The organism is Pantoea sp. X-Soil-MYKO-1785, assembly GCF_059730675.1.
This window is the reverse complement of record NZ_AP036001.1, coordinates 63,757-82,146: the sequence shown is the minus strand read 5'-3', so window position 1 is coordinate 82,146 and position 18,390 is coordinate 63,757. Positions and strand designations below refer to the sequence as shown.

Annotated in this window: 19 protein-coding genes and 1 pseudogene; 8 read left to right on the top strand and 12 right to left on the bottom strand. The window is 50.8% G+C overall.

Annotated features, from left to right (window positions below):
* Nucleotides 1-606: 606 nt before the first annotated feature.
* A complete protein-coding gene (locus AC6I8D_RS20235; protein ID WP_497820731.1) occupies nucleotides 607-897 on the top strand; it encodes a DUF3302 domain-containing protein in 291 nt (96 codons plus the stop codon).
* A 28-nt stretch (nucleotides 898-925) separates the two neighbouring features.
* The gene (locus AC6I8D_RS20230) at nucleotides 926-2,062 is read left to right on the top strand and encodes an HlyD family secretion protein (RefSeq protein WP_497820730.1); all 1,137 of its coding nucleotides are present in this window, start codon (nucleotides 926-928) and stop codon (nucleotides 2,060-2,062) included.
* A gap of 126 nt (nucleotides 2,063-2,188) precedes the next feature.
* Here the strand turns inward: AC6I8D_RS20230 and AC6I8D_RS20225 are convergent, their stop codons facing one another.
* Together AC6I8D_RS20225 and AC6I8D_RS20220 are read right to left on the bottom strand one after the other, a co-directional pair.
* Entirely contained in the window at nucleotides 2,189-2,854 is a 666-nt protein-coding gene (locus tag AC6I8D_RS20225; protein ID WP_497821052.1) for a MarC family NAAT transporter, read from the bottom strand.
* A gap of 254 nt (nucleotides 2,855-3,108) precedes the next feature.
* The gene (locus AC6I8D_RS20220; RefSeq protein WP_312757801.1) at nucleotides 3,109-3,765 is read right to left on the bottom strand and encodes a DUF3313 domain-containing protein; all 657 of its coding nucleotides are present in this window, start codon (nucleotides 3,763-3,765) and stop codon (nucleotides 3,109-3,111) included.
* 433 nt (nucleotides 3,766-4,198) lie between these two features.
* Between AC6I8D_RS20220 and yahO the strand changes: the two genes are divergently transcribed.
* On the top strand, nucleotides 4,199-4,468 hold the full coding sequence (gene yahO / locus AC6I8D_RS20215) for a DUF1471 family periplasmic protein YahO (protein ID WP_497820729.1): 270 nt from the start codon (nucleotides 4,199-4,201) through the stop codon (nucleotides 4,466-4,468).
* A 318-nt stretch (nucleotides 4,469-4,786) separates the two neighbouring features.
* On the opposite strand, the gene AC6I8D_RS20210 is transcribed toward yahO, so the two are convergent.
* Nucleotides 4,787-5,677: an alpha/beta fold hydrolase gene (locus AC6I8D_RS20210; RefSeq protein WP_497820728.1), complete on the bottom strand. Its 891-nt coding sequence runs from the start codon at nucleotides 5,675-5,677 to the stop codon at nucleotides 4,787-4,789.
* 164 nt (nucleotides 5,678-5,841) lie between these two features.
* On the opposite strand from AC6I8D_RS20210, the gene AC6I8D_RS20205 reads away from it, so the two are divergent.
* Nucleotides 5,842-6,240, top strand: coding sequence for a winged helix-turn-helix transcriptional regulator (locus AC6I8D_RS20205; protein WP_312757797.1), 399 nt, complete (start codon nucleotides 5,842-5,844; stop codon nucleotides 6,238-6,240).
* A gap of 488 nt (nucleotides 6,241-6,728) precedes the next feature.
* Nucleotides 6,729-7,124, top strand: a complete 396-nt coding sequence (locus AC6I8D_RS20200) for a VOC family protein (protein ID WP_312757795.1) — start codon at nucleotides 6,729-6,731, stop codon at nucleotides 7,122-7,124.
* A gap of 269 nt (nucleotides 7,125-7,393) precedes the next feature.
* On the opposite strand, the gene AC6I8D_RS20195 is transcribed toward AC6I8D_RS20200, so the two are convergent.
* From AC6I8D_RS20195 to AC6I8D_RS20185, 3 genes are all read right to left on the bottom strand, one after another.
* Nucleotides 7,394-7,711, bottom strand: a complete 318-nt coding sequence (locus AC6I8D_RS20195) for an ArsR/SmtB family transcription factor (RefSeq protein WP_312055592.1) — start codon at nucleotides 7,709-7,711, stop codon at nucleotides 7,394-7,396.
* A gap of 16 nt (nucleotides 7,712-7,727) precedes the next feature.
* Nucleotides 7,728-8,846 (bottom strand): alkene reductase, encoded by a 1,119-nt coding sequence (locus tag AC6I8D_RS20190; protein WP_497820727.1) that lies wholly within the window; start codon nucleotides 8,844-8,846, stop codon nucleotides 7,728-7,730.
* Nucleotides 8,847-9,112: 266 nt separating this feature from the next.
* On the bottom strand, nucleotides 9,113-9,562 hold the full coding sequence (locus AC6I8D_RS20185; RefSeq protein ID WP_497820726.1) for a GNAT family N-acetyltransferase: 450 nt from the start codon (nucleotides 9,560-9,562) through the stop codon (nucleotides 9,113-9,115).
* Nucleotides 9,563-9,870: 308 nt separating this feature from the next.
* On the opposite strand from AC6I8D_RS20185, the gene AC6I8D_RS20180 reads away from it, so the two are divergent.
* Nucleotides 9,871-10,647: a COG4705 family protein gene (locus AC6I8D_RS20180; protein WP_312055589.1), complete on the top strand. Its 777-nt coding sequence runs from the start codon at nucleotides 9,871-9,873 to the stop codon at nucleotides 10,645-10,647.
* Nucleotides 10,648-10,863: 216 nt separating this feature from the next.
* Here the strand turns inward: AC6I8D_RS20180 and AC6I8D_RS20175 are convergent, their stop codons facing one another.
* Entirely contained in the window at nucleotides 10,864-11,493 is a 630-nt protein-coding gene (locus tag AC6I8D_RS20175; protein ID WP_497821051.1) for a LysE family translocator, read from the bottom strand.
* A 256-nt stretch (nucleotides 11,494-11,749) separates the two neighbouring features.
* Here AC6I8D_RS20175 and AC6I8D_RS20170 point away from each other — a divergent pair, with 256 nt between their 5' ends.
* Complete coding sequence (locus AC6I8D_RS20170; RefSeq protein ID WP_312055588.1) at nucleotides 11,750-12,292, top strand: hypothetical protein; 543 nt, start codon at nucleotides 11,750-11,752, stop codon at nucleotides 12,290-12,292.
* 471 nt (nucleotides 12,293-12,763) lie between these two features.
* On the opposite strand, the gene AC6I8D_RS20165 is transcribed toward AC6I8D_RS20170, so the two are convergent.
* From AC6I8D_RS20165 to AC6I8D_RS20155, 3 genes are all read right to left on the bottom strand, one after another.
* Nucleotides 12,764-13,309, bottom strand: a complete 546-nt coding sequence (locus AC6I8D_RS20165) for an SEN1982 family lipoprotein (RefSeq protein WP_497820725.1) — start codon at nucleotides 13,307-13,309, stop codon at nucleotides 12,764-12,766.
* Complete coding sequence (locus AC6I8D_RS20160) at nucleotides 13,306-13,851, bottom strand: carbapenem self-resistance protein CarG family protein (RefSeq protein WP_312055586.1); 546 nt, start codon at nucleotides 13,849-13,851, stop codon at nucleotides 13,306-13,308. Before AC6I8D_RS20160 ends, AC6I8D_RS20165 begins: the two co-directional genes overlap by 4 nt.
* A 163-nt stretch (nucleotides 13,852-14,014) precedes the next feature.
* Nucleotides 14,015-14,914: a LysR family transcriptional regulator gene (locus AC6I8D_RS20155; protein ID WP_497820724.1), complete on the bottom strand. Its 900-nt coding sequence runs from the start codon at nucleotides 14,912-14,914 to the stop codon at nucleotides 14,015-14,017.
* Nucleotides 14,915-15,086: 172 nt separating this feature from the next.
* Here AC6I8D_RS20155 and AC6I8D_RS20150 point away from each other — a divergent pair.
* Nucleotides 15,087-16,032, top strand: a pseudogene (locus tag AC6I8D_RS20150) (zinc-dependent alcohol dehydrogenase family protein).
* Nucleotides 16,033-16,226: 194 nt separating this feature from the next.
* Here AC6I8D_RS20150 and AC6I8D_RS20145 read toward each other — a convergent pair.
* Together AC6I8D_RS20145 and AC6I8D_RS20140 are read right to left on the bottom strand one after the other, a co-directional pair.
* Nucleotides 16,227-16,538, bottom strand: a complete 312-nt coding sequence (locus AC6I8D_RS20145) for a cupin (protein WP_316553525.1) — start codon at nucleotides 16,536-16,538, stop codon at nucleotides 16,227-16,229.
* Between the two features lie 237 nt (nucleotides 16,539-16,775).
* Entirely contained in the window at nucleotides 16,776-18,119 is a 1,344-nt protein-coding gene (locus tag AC6I8D_RS20140) for an MFS transporter (protein ID WP_497820723.1), read from the bottom strand.
* Nucleotides 18,120-18,390: the final 271 nt, after the last annotated feature.

The following is an 18,390-nucleotide window of genomic DNA, read 5'->3' as shown; positions in this document are numbered from 1 at the left end:
CGGGAAAAGATGCAGGGTTAAAATCCGATTATCGTGCACGTACTCAAATTATTCGATAACAATCACCCGATCATTTTACACCACTCCCGGTTAGTACAAATTCGCTTAATCCTGTCGCTGGTGATGATATTATTATACTTAACCGTTATAACGGCAGCGCGAGGGTAATTAAATTCTACTCAGGACTAATTACGCATGGAAGATTCGCCGCTTAAATTATCGGAAAAATAAGTATAGCCATCCTGATGAACAGCAACAAACACGCATTTGCATTTTGTCGACTGAAGTCACACCTGGCTAACCATTTAAAAAACAGAACATCAGCATAAGATCATAAAGGCACTTAAAATGAAGCTATTTGCGAAAAAAATTTATCATCCCCATCGAAAAGCAATTCTAAACAACCTGATAATGCATTTATAATCATATGGTTATAATTTAATAGCCACCACCAACAGACCGCAAGCCTCCCTCACCGATTTAAAAACAGTACCACTGCATCATACTCATAAAGATTATTTATTTTTTATCAAATCGACCATATTGCCGGGCGCCACCATTAAGCCTATGCTTGAAATCATGCTGCAAATTTAATTCGAGGCATTTATGTTTCTTAACTACTTTGCATTGGGCGTGCTGTTTGCGGTGTTTATCATTATTTTCTATGGCATTATTGTCCTGCATGACATCCCTTATCTCATCGCTAAGTCCCGCAACCATCCGCACGCTGATGCTATTCATGTCGCGGGCTGGGTCAGCTTATTTACGTTACATGTCATATGGCCATTTCTATGGATCTGGGCGACGCTCTACCGACCAGAACGGGGCTGGGGAATGAACACTAATGCCGCGCTGGAGCAACGCGTGACGGAGCTAGAAAAACAACTCAATAATTGAAACTAACCCTAGCCGGAGTAACAAGGCGATGGATCTACTGATCATTCTCACCTATGTCGCGTTTGCCTGGGCTATTTTTAAAATTTTCAGGATACCGATAAATAAGTGGACGGTGCCAACCGCAGCACTGGGCGGCGTTTTTTTGATTGGTGCCCTGATTATGTTGATGAATTACAACCATCCCTATACTTCGCTGGCGCAAAAAGCGGTGATCGCCATTCCGATTACCCCGCAGGTAACCGGCGTGATCGTTGAAGTGACGGATAAGCAGAACCGGCGCATCCAAAAAGGTGAGGTGCTGTTTCGCTTAGACAATACGCGTTATCAGGCGCGGGTTGACAGACTACAGGCTGATTTAATGACCACGATCCATAATGTTGAAGCATTAAAAGGTCAGCTGGACGAAGCGATTGCCAATACCTCACATGTCTCTGCCGAACGGGATCGATTATTTAAAGATTACCAGCGCTATCTGGCCGGCAGTAAGGCCAAAGTTAATCCGTTTTCAGAAAGGGATATAGATAACGCCCGACAAGACTTTTATGCGCAGGATGCATTGGTTAAAGGGTCGGTGGCTGAGCAGGCACAGATAAAAAGCAGTCTGGACAGCGTGGTGAACGGCGAGCAATCGCAGATTGTCAGCCTGCGGGCGCAGCTGGCTGAAGCCCGATATAATCTTGATCAAACCATCGTACGCGCCCCCGGTGATGGCTACGTCACTCAGGTGCTGATCCGGCCAGGTTCGTATGCCGCCGCCCTGCCTTTACGGCCGGTGATGATTTTTATACCCGCACAGAAACGGCAGATCATTGCCCAGTTCAGACAGAATTCGCTGTTGCGTCTGGAGAAAGGTGACGAAGCAGAAGTGGTTTTTAATGCCCTGCCGGGTCAGGTCTTTTCCGGCAAGCTAACCCAGATCCTGCCGGTGGTGCCGGGTGGCGCTTACCAGGCGCAGGGGACGCTGCAGTCTCTGACTATCGCTGCCGGTACCGATGGGGTGCTGGCCACCATTGAGCTGGATCCGAACGCCGACGTGGACGCCTTACCAGACGGCATATTTGCGCAGGCTGCGGTCTATTCAGATCATTTCACCCATGTTTCGGTAATGCGTAAGGTGCTGTTGCGCATGACCAGCTGGCTCCACTACCTCTATCTGGATCATTGATAGGCTCTACGCGCCAGAAAGCCGCCGCTAAGGGGGTTGCTGGGCGGGCCTTTGCAGAAACAGAGGCCTATTCATCACAGCGCTGACGGCCAGCGCCGTTATAATTCCGGGCAGCACGTCGCTTGGTTAGCGGATGCTGGCAACAATCTCAAGCACGCCATTAATAACAAACTGCACGCCCATACAGACCAGCAAAAATCCCATCAGGCGGGAAATGGCATCAATACCGCTTTTGCCGATCAGCCGCATAATAGTGTCGGTGCTACGAAGACAGGCCCAGAGAATGATTGCCACCAGCAGAAAGATTACCGGCGGTGCCACCATAATCACCCAGGCCGGAAATTCACTGACGTGTCGTATGGTAGACGCTGAACTGATTAACATCGCAATGGTACCCGGGCCGGCAGTGCTGGGCATGGCGAGCGGCACAAAAGCAATGCTTGTTTTAGCTGCCTGAGTCTCTTTCACGGCGTTGATTATACCCTCCATCGCCTGCTCTTCCTCCGGTTGCGGAAACAACATGCGGAAACCAATAAAAGCCACAATCAGCCCACCCGCAATTCGCAAGCCAGGAATAGAAATACCAAAAGTATCCATCACCAGTTGACCAGCATACCAGGCCACCGTCAGGATAATAAAAACATAGACTGAGGTTTTATTCGCTATCTGGTTGCGGGTGGCACTGTTCATCTGGCCGCTTAATCCTAAAAACAATACCACCGTGGTTAACGGATTGGCGAGCGGCAGAATGACGATCAATCCCAGCCCAATAGCTTTTATCAGATCCAGCATCATCAATATCCTTTGCAGAATTAACTATAAGGTGCCGGGCCGGAGAATGTCGCTATCGGCAGTCTACAGACCGGAAAACAGAATTTTTACCGCGACGTAACAGAGCATGAATAATTCAGAATTCATTCAGGCTCTGTTACGCGGCTTTCGTCATTAATTACCATCCCGCTTCTGCCAGTAAAGACTTCTGCACACATCCGCTGTAATTAAAATCCACATCAGCTTGATTATAATAGGAAAGCGTATGTCGTTTTCTATTTCCCGGGAAAATCAACCACGTCGGCAACCATGGTATCAATAGCACTTTTGATGTCATCTCTGGTTATCTGAGATTCGCTATTTGAGACTTTTCCGCCATAGGCTTTTCTCACCACTTTGATCACCGGTTTATTGGTCGAGACGTCAATGAGCGCCGCTTCGATAAACAGGAAGGTATTTTGTGAACGCTGTCCGGTCATGGTCATGGTGCCTGCCACAATCGCGGTAACCGGCAGCACCTCATAAAATTGAATATCTTTATTTTCAGCAGAAACAGCAGTAATCGCCGTTCTGAGCATTAATCCACCAGCATGGGGCTGGTTGCTTAGATTCTTGTGAGAGCCTACCGCGCTTTTGAGCCGCTGTTCGGTGTATAAGCGGATTTGCTCCAGCGTAGCCGCACTTACGCGGCTGTCAGGTCTGGGAGAAGGGAAATAAACTACCGGTGAAACATAGATATCCTTGTAATTGCTTAATTGAAAATCGGGCGACATCCAGCGCAACACCCGGTGACCCGATGTCGTTTCTATGCTGCGTAAATCAGAGTAATCACTTAAAAAACCTGAATACTGATTGGTTTCTGCCACTTTAGATGAACATCCCAACAGTGTCAGACACAAAGCAATAACGAAAAACCTTAGCAGGATAATCATATTTGCCCCCATGAGCATGGTTGTTTATACAGCGGAGAGTTTTTACACCATTAATTATAATTCAGTTATCAGTAAAGACGGATGAATTATTACCCTGGCGAAAAACCAGTACCCGTGCCCGGTAAAATCGCCACCACTGTTTTTCCTATGATGCAAATCATTGGGCGAGCCTCAGGGATTAAGATGCTAAAAAGCACTACTTTTTAGCATCCAAAAACATATCCCGGTGAAAAAAACAAATAATTACCAGGCTAATTCTATGGCAGGAACTAATGACCTGCGTGACCGTCAGATCAATGACCCTGATGAATTACACACTCATCACAAAAAGACAAAATACACAACCTTCACCGGGAAAAAATAGCGTCCAGGCTATATAATTATTAAGTCGATTAATACCTATTCCACACTAAATAAAGCGGGAGAACAACTGATGAAAAAAATCATTTATGTGATAGCGGCTGGTACTTTTTCGTTAAACGTATTCGCGGCAGATATGATGACCAAAAATGATTTTGAAAAAGTGCAAAGCCAGTATGAAAAAGTCGGGAGCGTGTCAACATCAGGCGAAGTCAGCGCATCCGATGCCAAAGCCGAACTGTCCAGCATGGCAGATAAAAAAGGCGGCGATATTTATGTCCTGACATCGGGCAATACCAATAATAAAATGCATGCTACAGCGGATGTCTATAAGAAAAAGTGATCGCTGCGCATCTTAAAAGCCAGTGTGGCTGCATTAACCTTTGAACACTCCGTTCGCGGCAGGAGTGGTCAATGCGCTAACCGGAAACACTGGTTAGCGCATTTTTATTGCCTTTGGTGAGCGGCTTCGTGTTGAAAAAAGTTGACTGAAAAAAGAGTGAAATGTGGCCGTACTTTGCTGCAGAAAGGCATGCCTTGCTGTCATCTCCTGTTGATCTCGCATGGTTTTTAACAGCGGCGGTTATTCATCATTCAGGGTAAGCGTCCGGACTGTGCCATAAGCGGCGTCCGGCATCGCATTCTGCTTGCCTGTTTGTCATCAAAGTCGATCAATCCAGGCCGTCACCGCGTGGTTCACCTCGTCACTGCGATCCTGCATAATCCAGTGCCCGGTATCGGTCCAGTAGTCTGTTTTTGACTTTGGATTGGCAAACCACCTGCGCATAGTCTCAGCCTGAACGGCATCGCGACACAGGTGATAAACAGGAACCGTTAAGCTACGGCAAAACTCCTCGCTCGCTTTGCCCACCCCCACCTGTCCCGGCCCAAGAAACAGTGGACCGAATGATTCCCGTACCACCTGCAGCGGCACGCCCTGCAGGCGCCTTTCATGCCAGCGTTTAAACGCCAGCGAAGTATTTTTATCGTAAAAAAGTTCAAATAGCGCCGGACCGGTCAGATAAGGATCGCTGTTTTGCAGGTCATCAGTGGCTTTCTGGAAAAGGGCCGCCTGTGCATCCGCAAATCCCATCGAACCATCAACAGAGACAACAGCACTCACTAAGTCGGGTCTTTTTGCCGCCAGCCGCGCTGCAATCTGCCCTCCCATTGAATGGCCAATCAGGATAAATTTTTGGCCCGGATAGTGCGTCAAAATCAGTGATTCAATATCGGCAACATAGTCAGCCGGGGTGTAATGCCCTGCTGGCATGACTTCCGATCGTCCATGCCCGCGTAAATCTACCGCCACCGTACGGTATTTACTTTCAAGCACGGGTAATTGCCAGCTCCAGTCATGCGAATCACAGGTCCAGCCGTGTAATACCATGATATTTTTGCCTTGCCCTTTTTCCGTATAAAAAAGCCTGGCCGTCGACGAAACTTTTGGCGCAGCGCGTGCCGGACTGGCTTTGAGTGCTGCTGACAGTACAGTGGCGCTGGTGAAGGCCAGCAGGTTACGCCTGGAGAGGGAAAACTTTTTTTCATTCATAACGGATCCTTAGTAATCGCTAAACGTTTGCCCTGCCGTTTTATTTAGCAGACGATGCGGTCGGGAGTAAGAGAGTGATACCAACGTCAGCAGCATGGTATATAACATTCAACTAAGATCAATTACGCACTTTAAAGTGAGTAGATATACTCAAGGATACTTAAATGACAGATATCGTCGATCCGGTTTTTTTCGCAGACTGCGCCGCGCGTGTTTTTTTCGATCAGGTAGCAAACAAATGGAGCGTCATGATTCTGACTTTACTTAATGAAAAATCGATGCGTTTTAACGAAATGAAACGCAGCATGGAAGGCATTACCCACAAAGCGCTTACCCAGGCGTTACGTAAAATGGAACGTAACGGATTGATTAATCGTACAGTTTTGGCCACCTCTCCGGTTGCAGTAGAATACACCATTACCGAACATGGTCGCTCTCTGCAAAAACCGTTTAGCGCCATGTATGACTGGGTGATAGACCACCTTGATGATATTGAAAAAGCGCAGGAAGCCTATGATTCCAGCCAGGTTGGGTTAAATGAAAACGGTCGCTTACAGCAATAAAATGGCGTATATAACATGAGCATTGATTACTTCCCGTCAAAAAAACAGTGCACATTTATCTGCTTCATAAATTAACATTCCCGTTGTGTGGAGCCTCCGGTGCCGATATACCCTGAAGCCCTAAAAATTTAACCCCTCTCACTCTGACCCGATATTATATTTAGTGGGTAGCGGCCAGCGTGAAAGCCAGTCGTGGCGGAACATACTGGAATTTCTTTATAAAGCTGGCTGAGATTTACCTGGCAAAAATAAAACCCACATCAGGTAGTTAGAGGTTTAACCGGTTAACGATCCTTTTCATCGTGTTAGCATCTATGACGGGAGGCTGAGATGGTGAAGAATCAAAATGATATGTCCGGCAAACTCAGGCGTCTCACAAATTGATTATCCCGTTAAGAGGTTGGATGGTGAGGAGATGATCATCTATTTCTTTTTATGCTACAAAGGACCGTCCAGGCCGCGATGCCTGATACCTGATGGAGCAGAAAATGAGAACGCAAAAGCGATGCATGGGATATGTGGCTGTCGTGGTTGATGACTACGATCGCGCGATAGAGTATTACACCGACAAGCTGGGTTTTACCCTGATTGAAGATACGCCACAGCCGGGCAAGCGCTGGGTAGTGGTCACACCGAATCCGGCAAGCGACTGCAATATTCTGCTGGCCCGCGCCTCAAACGAGCGGCAGGAAAGCTTTATCGGCAATCAGTGCGGCGGCAGAGTATTCCTGTTCCTTCAGACCGATGATTTCTGGCGCGACTATCACGCAATGAAAGCTAAGGGCGTTAAATTCTGCGAGCAGCCTCGCGAAGAGGAGTACGCGACGGTGGTGGTATTTGAGGATCTCTACGGCAATCGCTGGGATCTTTACCAGAATAAATAAGCGTAACGCGCTCTGCCGGGTGCGCCAATAGTGCAACCGGTCCCTTTTCCTGACGGCTGTGCCGCTGGCTACTGGCATAGCCGTCCGGGCAGCTCATTTTCAGGCATTAGAGACGTCTTTATCGGTTACCCGATCCGCTTTGCGGGTTCCCCGTAACAGACCCGCTCTCTTAACGTTTTCTCCACCCGCCATCGCATTTCGCTGCGCCTGCATAGATCTCACCAACCCGTGGCGAGCGATAAACAGCAGTAACAGATGATGAAAGCAGACTACAAAAGCTGCTGCAGCGATTGTGTCACCGCATTCGTCACTTCATGAATGCGCGGCTCGGCGCGGCGATAATAGGTCCATTTGCCGACTTTACTGGCTTCTAACAGGCCGGCGCTCTGCAACGCTTTGAGGCATAACGACGTGGCGGGCTGTGATAAGCCCGCCTTGTCCTGGATGAGACTGGCACAGACGCCATACTGATCGAAAGGATAGAGCTGAGAATAACCCGCAAACGCTTCGTCAGGATTTTTTAGCCATTTAAGTACTGCCACCCGTGTCGGGTTGGAGAGTAATTTCAGGGCATTTTCTGGTGACATGCCGCCTCGCAAAACATCAGGATGGATAAACCGGATAGTCAGTATAGCCTTTCTCACTGCCGCCATACAGCGAGGCAGGATCGACATCATTAAGCGGATGGCCCGAGTAAAAACGGGCAGGCAAATCAGGATTGGCAATAAAGGTTCGGCCAAAGCCAAACAGATCTCCCCACCCTTTTTCCAGCATCAGCTGCGCTTTTTGCCGGGTATAACGACCAGAATACATAATCGGTGAGCGGAAGGTTTCACGCAGCGCAATGCGAAAACTCTCAGGCATATCCGGACTGTTGTCCCAGTCGGCCTCGGCTATAGAAAGATAACCAATCCCGAGCTGATCCAGCAGCTGCGCAGCACGGATGTAAGTGGCGTGCGGATCGCTTTCAACCAGTCCAAGATAGACACGCTCTTCATCAGTACTTGAAAAAAGCGGTGCAAAACGAACGCCGACCCGCTGGCTGCCAAATACTGAGCTGACCGCTTCGGTCACTTCACGCAGGAAACGCAGACGATTTTCCAGTGAACCACCGTATTCATCTGTGCGGAAGTTGGTGTGCTCAGAGATAAACTGATTAATCAGATACCCATTGGCGGAATGCAATTCGACGCCATCGAAACCCGCCTCTCTGGCGTTTTCCGCCGCACGCCGATAGAGTTCGACCAGCTCTTTGACTTCTGCAGTCGTGAGTTCACGAGGGATACTGGGAGAGGTTAACATTCCGGTACCGGGTCCGGTTTCGATAAAGACTCTGACGTTATTCGCTGCAACCGCTGAAGGAGCCACTGGTGCCTGCTTGCCCGGCTGCAGTTCATTATGCGATACCCGGCCGACGTGCCACAGCTGACAGAAAATCGTGCCGCCCTGCTGGTGCACAGCCTCAGTCACTTTTCTCCAGCCGGCAATCTGCGCTGCGCTGTGGATACCTGGCGTCCAGGCATATCCCTGACCACGGGGTTCAATCTGTGTGCCTTCGGTGATCATAAAACCCGCGCCAGAGCGCTGGCGATAGTACTCCACCATCATCTCACCGGGAATGTTGCCAGGCTGTTCACTACGGCAACGGGTCAGCGGTGGCAGGGCAATACGGTTTCGGAGTTGAAGATCACCCAGCGTCAGGGGAGCGAAAAGAGACGGCATAGCTAAAAATCCTTTAATATCGAAAGTGGCGACATTATATTTACACATTTAAATTTGTAAATGTGTAATCTGTGCTTTTTGCTCTTCCCGGCCTGACATGGGGATTGCAGCTGCCGTTGCCGTTGAAGCTGCCGTTGCCGTTGCCGTTGAAGCTGCCGTTGCCGTTGCGGCGTAACCGGTCGCCTGACCTCTATGCCTCACGGCTGCAGACATGATTAAAGGCCAGTCAGCCGCAGCAGGCTGGTTGAGTCAACGCTCTCTCAGCCTTATAACGTTTTTGCGAAACATACCGCCTCGCCCCGGCCAATATAAGGCCCGTAATTCTCAATAACCGAGTAGCCATTTTTACTATAAAACTCAACTGCCCGCTGGTTGACCCGCCGGGTTTCAAGCCACAGGGCTTGATAACCCATACTCTTCGCCGAGCTTTCCAAAAAAGTAAGTAACGAATTGCCAATACCCGCAGAACTTCGATCTGAAAACATTCTCTTAAGTTCAGCTATATCATTCGCGAGTGGTCGGATAGCCCCACATCCAACGGCATTGCCCTGTTTGTTTCTTGCCACCACCCATAGTGACCGCTCTCCCAGTAGAGACTCTGATGTGAAATGGCGCTTACCGCTATCGCCGGTAATCGCAGCCAGCTCTGCTGACAACTTTTCAATCAAATCGAGCGAGTCTGGTGCTGACGGGTCTGCTTTTTCGACGGTGATCATAGGGATACCTGTTGTTCGACGACTTTTCAATATAAAAGATATTAATGAAAAATGCGTTACTCGTCAGCGACGAGATTGCGAAATGACAGGATGAACAGTGTCGTTTTCACCGATCGGCCACGCCCGCCACTCCCCGCCCACGGCGACCACCACCTCAAAATTCATGCGCTTCTCACCACAAAACAATTCGATTCCGGCAGCAGAAAAATTTCGCTGATACATTCCGACAGCTTAATCTTTCCTTAAGACTAATCCGATAACCTGCGCACTGTATTAGCCCATTTCGGGCTTTTCCGGAGCCTGAACCGATGCAAAATAACACCACACACTCTTTATCTCTGAGCAAAGTTCCTGCCGTCACCGCGGCTTTCTGGTTGACCAAGATCGCAGCAACCACGCTGGGTGAAACCGGCGGCGATGCGGTCACCATGTCGATGAATCTGGGTTATCTCACCGGTACTCTGATTTTCGCCATCATTTTTTTAATTGCGGTTGTGGTGCAGATTAAACGTCACAGCTTTAACAAATGGATCTACTGGTTTACCGTCGTGGCCACTACCACGGTCGGCACCACGCTGGCGGACTTTGCCGATCGCTCGCTGGGAATAGGTTATCTGGGCGGTACGCTGCTGCTGAGCACGCTGCTGGTTCTCTCTCTGTTTATCTGGCGCATTACCTGCGGCACCATCGCCGTGAGTTCCGTCAACAACGATATTTCAGAGTGCTTCTACTGGATTACCATCATGTTTTCTCAAACGCTGGGCACCGCGTTAGGTGACTGGACCGCAGATAGCGAAGATCTGGGCTACGACGGCGGGATTCTGCTGTTTGTTGGCGCACTGGCCATTCTCTGGGCCGCCAGCCGCTTTACCTCGCTTTCGCGGACTGCACTTTTCTGGGCGGCTTTTATCCTGACCCGCCCGCTGGGCGCGGTAGTAGGCGACTTGCTGGATAAGCCGGTGGCATCCGGCGGCCTGGCACTGAGTCGTTATAGCGCCTCACTGACGCTGGCGCTGATTATCATCGCGATTCTCTGGCTGCTGCCTCAGCGCCCGGCGATGAAAACCGCTGCCGCTAACGGATAAAAAATCGGCAGTGTTGCCGGCGACGCTCATAGGGTGTCAACAGATTCGCGGCCGCCAGCAATGGCGGCTTTTTTCATTATTTCGTGTAAGCCGGAAAGTATCATCGCTGCGCAGGCTGTAACGCCTTAATGAAGTCCTGCTTGTCGTTCAGCGCCAACACTGTGGTATCCGGGTTCAGGCGAAACGGCGTGCTGCAATAGCCACTTTCCCGCTCCTTCAGTTACGGCTTAATACCAGCTTCAGGCCTGCAAAGGCGAAGCAGCAGGCTAACAGCGCATCAAGCCCACGCCGGATACGCCGGTAAAAAGCGCTCATCACGGCGGTGGAGAACAACAAGGCATAGCCGCAGAACACCGCCACGCAAATAGCGGCACAACCGCAGAGGATCATCGGCAAAGCGGCAGCGGCGGCATCCGGCTTGAGCGCGACGGACATGATGGCAACCCAGGTGAGGATGGCTTTTGGATTACCGATATGCATCAGGATGCCCTGACGGAACAGCTTGCCATAGGCAACCTTCTCATCGCCTGGCGCAAACTGAGCCTCGTCCGGTCGACGAAGCGCCGATTTGCCCGCTTTGAAGGCAAGCCACAGCAGATATAACCCCCCGCCAATTTTCAACACGATCAGCAGTTGGGCGAAGGTTGCCAGCACGGTCAGCACGCCGCAGGCCGCCAGCAGCGCCCACAGCATGGAACCGCCGATCACCCCACCTGCCAGTGCCAGGGCAGCGCCGCGACCTTTTTTCATCGCTGTCCCCATAATCGCCATATTACTCGGCCCAGGGCTGGCCGTTGCGACCAAGTAAGTGGTGTAAATCAGGATCAACTCGTGCGAAAGCGCCATGTTTGCCTCGGTTGTCAGATGGAGTGCCCGTTGCCACTTTATACCGGCTCGCCTGAAAATCCAGCCTCCCGTCTTGTTTAGTATTAATGGATAACGCGACCTGATACATCCGATGATTTCCCGGGCTGGGGAAGGTGTGATCAGCGCGCTGCGGTTAACGCCGACGATGGAGATTGCCAGCTGACCCACAAAATCAGTAAAGCAACAAGCACAGCGTGCCGATAACATTCCTCTCCGTGTTCAGGGAAAAGCGCTTATGTCGTTATCTGCAAAATGGGTATTACCGCTAGCTGCGTTAATGTTATCAGGCTGTTCTGCCTTACTTCCGTTGAATTATAAAGATTATTCCGGTCCGGATGCCGCGACTCTGGTGCTTCAGCAGAGAGAAGATCAGCGCGGGATGCTATACGTCTCTTTTTATGAGAAAAAAGGAGACTGCTACGATCGCATGGAACGCTATCAGTTGAACCCTGATATGTGGGATATGAATCAAAAGCTCATCACCCATAAATTGCCGCCGGGTAAACTGATCGCTGTTCAGCAAATTTATAGTGCCGCTCCGGCCCGGTTTAATATGACCACTTATACGACTTATACCGGTATACAGTGGATTCCGGTGATCTCACAGCCCGGGAAACGCTACTACTTTGCGGTTAATTATGGCGTACGCGAAATTCCTGCCGATTATGCCATCAGGTCAGATACCGATCCGCGCAAGGTGTTTAGTGAATTTAAACAAATTCCGCAACCCAACTGGGATGCCAGCAAGCGTTGCCAGCATCTGATCGGTGGAAGCTAACATTACCCGGCAGTGAAACCGGATGCTGCTGGCGGCCAATCGTAACCGCCGCATTACCCTAAAAAGGCCCGGAGATGGCGATCGCCGGGCGTGCTGTCAGGCTTTAGATGCGCAATAACGGGCTTCAGGTTTATCGAGAAAACAGAACAGCAACTCGTTCATTTCCCGGTAATCTTCGGCACGCAGCTGCTCCGCCGTGTTGACGAAGCTCAGGCAGGTCGCCTGGCAACTGGGCTTCTCCTGCCCGGCCGCTTTTGCTGCTGCTTTTCGCGCTATTCCGGGCGTGACCCCGCGCGAGTACCTGCTGTAGCATTCAGCCTGAAGGCGAAAGCTGAAATAAATTTGCTGCTGAATCGGCGAGCAAATGCCCGGTTCAGCGTTGAAAGTACCGGCAGACCGTGACGTTTTTACCACTGCGAGCATCCGGCCGATGCGCAGGTAAATTTTAACCCTGTCATATCAGGCGCTGTCCTAATACAGCAGATCAAGCTGTTCCGGTTCGCCGATAAGCCGCAGAGCGCCCTGACTATCTCGCTTAAAAAACGCCTGATAACGCACCTTATCCACTCCCATCACCAGATTATCAACATCCGTATTGGCAACACGTACTGACTTATTTTTCGCCCAGTCGGGGAGCGCCTGAATATAATATGTAAAGGTCACGTCAATAAGGTCGGGGTTATTTTTCGAGACACTGTTGATCGATCTTACGCGCATCCTGCCATAGCATAAATCATGATGTTTAGTGAATGACGCCCGGCCATAAGCGGTGAGCGACCAGATTTTCTTGCCGGTTTTTATCCGGGAAGTAACCAGTCCCGCATCATCAAGCGCTTCCATTTTTGCATTAATCCAGCTATTACTGCCGACGGTTATTGCAACCGGCCACTGCGTTTCACCGAGACAAAGCGGCTGTTGATTCAGTGATTGCTGTATCAGTTCACGATATAACTTTTCATCACTTGCCTGACTGCAAAGTGGCAGCAGCAAAACCCCGATTGCCGCCCTGTATTTCATCGGAACTTTTCCATCTCCAGATGCTGAAAGGCTTCATCAACGTCATCAAAATTCTGTTCAGTGAGGTAAAGTCCTGCTGACTCCCAGTAAAATACCGATGTTCCCGGATCGCTGCGATTTTCCTCTAATCTGAAGCGTGAAAATTTTACCGGGGATTTATCAGTAAGGTCACCGCCGCCCTCGGCATATTTGACCGCCCTGATAAGATAAATTTTGTCTTTATCGCGATGGAGTTCAATCCCACCCACCTTGAGTGCTGAAGCAGACAGTTTTAAGTCTGTCCAGGTAAAGCCATCGTCATCCGGGACCGGCACGATAAACCAGTTTTCGCCCTGTCTGATAAAGATGCTGAGGGTTTCACTGGGATGTGAGGTGTTATTGTCATAGGTGGCGGAAAAAACAGCGTCTGCTATGCCATCGCTATTTAAATCGATGCTGTTCAGACCGCTATTCAGATCAATGCGGGTATTGACCTGTGATAAAGCCGGAAGGCTTATCAAAACAGCCGATAGGATGATAAAAGTCCGTCTCAGTGTGATCATGTACTTATCCGTATGAAGTCCGTGTCCAGTAACGCCAGACCTGCGCTGCACGTGGGCACTGCCTGCCCGGTTGTCCCGCTTGATGAGACTGCTGCAGGCCACGTTGCGTCCTCTGAGTGAGTCAGCATATTACCGCTAGCGGTAAGTAAATTCGCTATTAACGTTAATCACGCTGGTTGAATAACTCAGAGAGCCAGTCAATGAATACCCTGACTTTAGGCGGCAGGTAGCGTCGGTCAGGGTAGAGAATAGAAACCGGCTTTGTCACCGTTGCGTAATCCGCTAACACCTCCGTCAGCCTGCCGGCTGCGATGTAAGGCTCTAACGCCGTACGCAGTGCCTGGAGAATACCGAGACCTGCCAGGCCACAGGATAACAATACATCTGAATTGTTAACCCGCAGACTGTCTAACGGACGCCGTGAAACCACCTCACCGTTAACCACAAATTTCCAGTCCTGGACATCGCGGCTGTGTTCACTAAAAAAATGCACCGCCTTATGATCGGCAAGATCATCCGGCGTTCTAGGGGTGCCATAGGTTTTCAGATAGGACGGCGCTGCACAGGTCACCATCTGCAGGTCGCCGATACGCCGCGAAATAAAATTTGAATCCGCCAGTTCACCGAGGCGAATGACACAGTCAACGCCTTCGGTAATCAGATCGGTCAGACGATCTGAAGCCGTTAAGACAATGTTGATCTGTGGATATAAAGCCTGAAAATCCGCCAGCCTGGGTATCAGGATGCTGTGTGTCAGGGCCAGCGGCGCATCTATGCGAAGCTCGCCATGCGGCGGCTGACTGGGTGAATAACAGGCCATCATTTCGCCGACATCGGTCAGGAGCGCTTTGGCACGCAGATAAATTTCCTCTCCTTCGGCCGTCACACTCAGACTGCGCGTGGTGCGATGCAGCAGTTTGATGCCCAGCGTATCTTCCAGTTGCTTCACCGACTTACTGACCGCAGGACGATGTAACTGCAGAGCGTCAGCGGCGCGGGTAAAGCTGCGCAGCTCAACCACCTGAACAAAAATGTCCATCAGCTCAAGCATGTTCGGGCGCACTTGTTTTTAACTCCGCTGCAATCTAATGACCAAAATTGTGATAGTGCAGAGTATAACCCATCCGGATTGTTTCTCCTGCAGTAACACTGATGATCTTTTTGTTGGTTTTTTAGCCGCAATCGCTTTGCCTGGCATTGCCCTCTCTGTTACAGACACACAGGAAATGACGGCAATCAAAGCATGGTTATTAAAAGATTTTGGTCTTGAAAACTTAAAACCCGAAGAGGATGAGACGCCTGCTCCAGGTCCGGGTGAGCTGCTGATAAAGTTCCTCAAAACCTGATCCCGGTCTCTGATGCGACCGGAACCGTGGTGGCAACCGGTGAGGGGGTAACCCGTTTCAGCATCGGCGATCGCGTTAACTCACATCTTTATTCCCGCTGGCTGGATGGCGAACCGGCTGCCGATGAACCGGCCTGGTGTATTGGCATGCCGTTACCCGGTGGTCGGCCGAATATATGATTCATCATCAGGACAGCGCCGTGAAAGCGCCAGACAACATGACCGATGAGGAAGCCTCTACCCTTTCTATTGCCGCCCTGACGGCATGGTACTCACCGATGGATATTGGTAACCTGCAGCCCGGACAAACCGTTCTGGTACAGGGAACCGGCGGCGTTTCGGTTTTTGCTCCTCAGATAGCGCATGCCTACGGCGCTCGTGTGATTGCAACAGCCAGCAACGACGCCAACCTCGATCGGATTAAATCGCTCGGGGCGGATGAGGGCATTAACTATAAAAAATATCCTCAATGGGAAAGCAAAGTACTGGAACTGACCGAGGGTAAGGGTGCTGACGTAACGGTGGAAGTCGCCGGCGGCAACGGCATCAACCAGTCGATTGCGGCGACCAAAGTGGCCGGAACGATAGCTCAGGTCGGGTTTCTGACCGGTCAGGCGGCGCAGCTGGATTTAATGCCGTTAATTTTTCGCCAGACGACAATCCGTGGCATTGCGGTTGCCCCCCGCTCCTCGTTTGATCGGATGAATCCCTTCCTGAACAAACATAATATCAAGCCGGTTATTGAACAGGTTTACCGCTTCAACGAGGCAGTAGAGGCTTTTGAGCATCTCTCGCGTGGTGCTTTTGGCAAAATCGTTATCAAAGTGGCTGACTGATAACCAGGCCGGACGAGAATCTGGCCGTTTTACTGACTGCCAGATTCAGTCGCACACCTCAGGGTTAAACTCTGATAACCTGTCCGATCGCTCAACAGCTAACCTTTTTCACAACGGTGGTGAGAACCTGTGACAGCCCGCTTACTGCCCGCAGCAGACAGGAACAATAACGCGCGCGGTGAAGATAAACCGGACTAGATAGAATCTTCTTTTTCAATAACCAGCACGCGCGCTTCGCCTTGTGGATGGGCAATATGCTCGGTGCCTTCGCTGGCATAAAAAATATCTCCGGCGTTCATTTGCCTGCTTTTAACTTCACCGTTTTCTTTGTAGAACATCTCAACACAACCCGCCATAACCGCAAAAACTTCCTGGCCGTCATTGATATGCCACTGGTAAGGTTGATCGGTCCAGTGCAGTTTGACGCTGATCTTATCGAAGCTGGCAATAGGTTGAGCATCCCAGGCTTTTGCAGCGGTAAATTCCTTACTGCGATAAAAATTCATCTTCTCTCCTTCGGCAGCACTGTTTGAATGGCGTCAGCCCAATGAATACCAAACGGGATTGAATAATTCTATCTTCTGCAGCGATCCTGTCCCGATCTGGCCGCCATCGGTCCGCTTTCGCCTGATGCAGCTGTCCCGACCGACGCGTCGGGAAGGCAGCCACTATCCCGATGCCGGGCTGGCTACAGGCCCGGCCCGGAGGTATTAAGAAAGCAACTTGCCGCTGACCCGGCGGAGTTATTTATGGGCTGACAGCGAGTGGCTACGGTTAGCCCGGAAAGCTGGCTTCATATCCCAGGCGTTTTCGTTTCGCCCCACCGCCATGGCGAACAGAACACCACCGATGATCGAAAACAGTCCCAGCACCGCCCAGGCCAGCGTCATATCGGTTCCGCCAGCCAGATGCTTCAGATAACCGGCCACCAGCGGCCCGCCGAACTGGCCAATAAAATTGCTGCAGCCACCGACAAAGGCCACCGCCGGTACTGCCTTTTTGGTCGGCAGAATCTCGGTCAGACGCACGTAGACCAGCGGCACCAGCATTTTCATCGTCAGCCCGACAAACATAAACAGCATGATCTGCAGCCAGTAGAGCGAAGCGGGCACAAAGGCCGCAGCCGCCAGCGCGATGCCACACAGCACGGTTGGAATGGCGGCGTGAAGACGGCGTTCCTGATTATATTTGTCCGACCGGCGGGTGATGTACCAGATGCCAGCCATGGTCATCAGAAACGGTAAGCCGCTGATAAACCCCACCATAAATTCGCTGAGCGTGCCGTATCCCTTGAGCGCCGTCGGCAGCCACAGGGTAAATCCGTAAGCCAGCATGCTATGCAGAGAATAGCCAATCAGCATCAGCCAGAGTGCAGGAATGCGCAGTATAGTCCACCAGGGGTCCGACTTTTCCTTCACGTAGTGAGCCTGTTCGGAAGCCAGATCGGCCTGAATCACCTCTCTTTCTTCCTGAGTCAACCAACGGGCAGACTGAATATTTTTGGGGATGCGATAAAACCACAGGATGCAGAACAGCCATGCCGGTGCGCCCTCAATCACCATCATCATTCGCCAGTCGTGGTGCGCCAGGATCCAGCCCGAAATCGGACCGGCAAGAAAGGCTCCGGCCCCCAGGCTAAGGTTCCAGATACCAAAAGCCCGGCCACGTTCACGCTTCATAAACCACTGTGCCAGAAACATTGCTGTCGCCGCCTGAATCGGCCCCTCTGCCAGACCAAGTAAGAAGCGCACCGCGATCAGTTCTGTTAAGTTTCGCGTCAGGCCGGTTGCCATGGCACACGCGCCGAACAGAAACAGGCTCAGTCCGATGACGCGTCGCGAGCCAAAACGCAGTGCCAGCCAGCCCGCCGTAAACTGCGTCGCCACGTAGCCCCAGGCAAATGCGCCGCCAAGCCAGCCCGCCTCGACCGGCGTGAGTTTCAGTTCAGCAACAATATGCGGCAGCGCCATGCCGATATTTACGCGGTCGAAAAAGGAGATGGTATACATAATAAAAACGGCGGGTAGTATTATCGTCCAGCGTTTTTTTCCGATCGGTGTATTACTGTTGAATACATTGTCATTCATATTCACTTCCTCGTCTGGAACAGGTGTAGGGGGAGGAAATACTGAATTCAGATCCGTTTAAATATCAGCCAGCTGTTATTTATTATTTTTTGGTTGCGACGACAAAATAGTTCCGTCGCCCGAGCGTTTGAATTTTACGATGGGAGAACACCACTATTCAGTAATCACGGTGCGTGGCGCGAATGGCCGGTCCGCAATTTTGCGCTAAAGCGGTAGGGATGGCAGTTCACCCGCAGTTAAACACCGTCGCAAGCGTGATTAACGGCGGCGG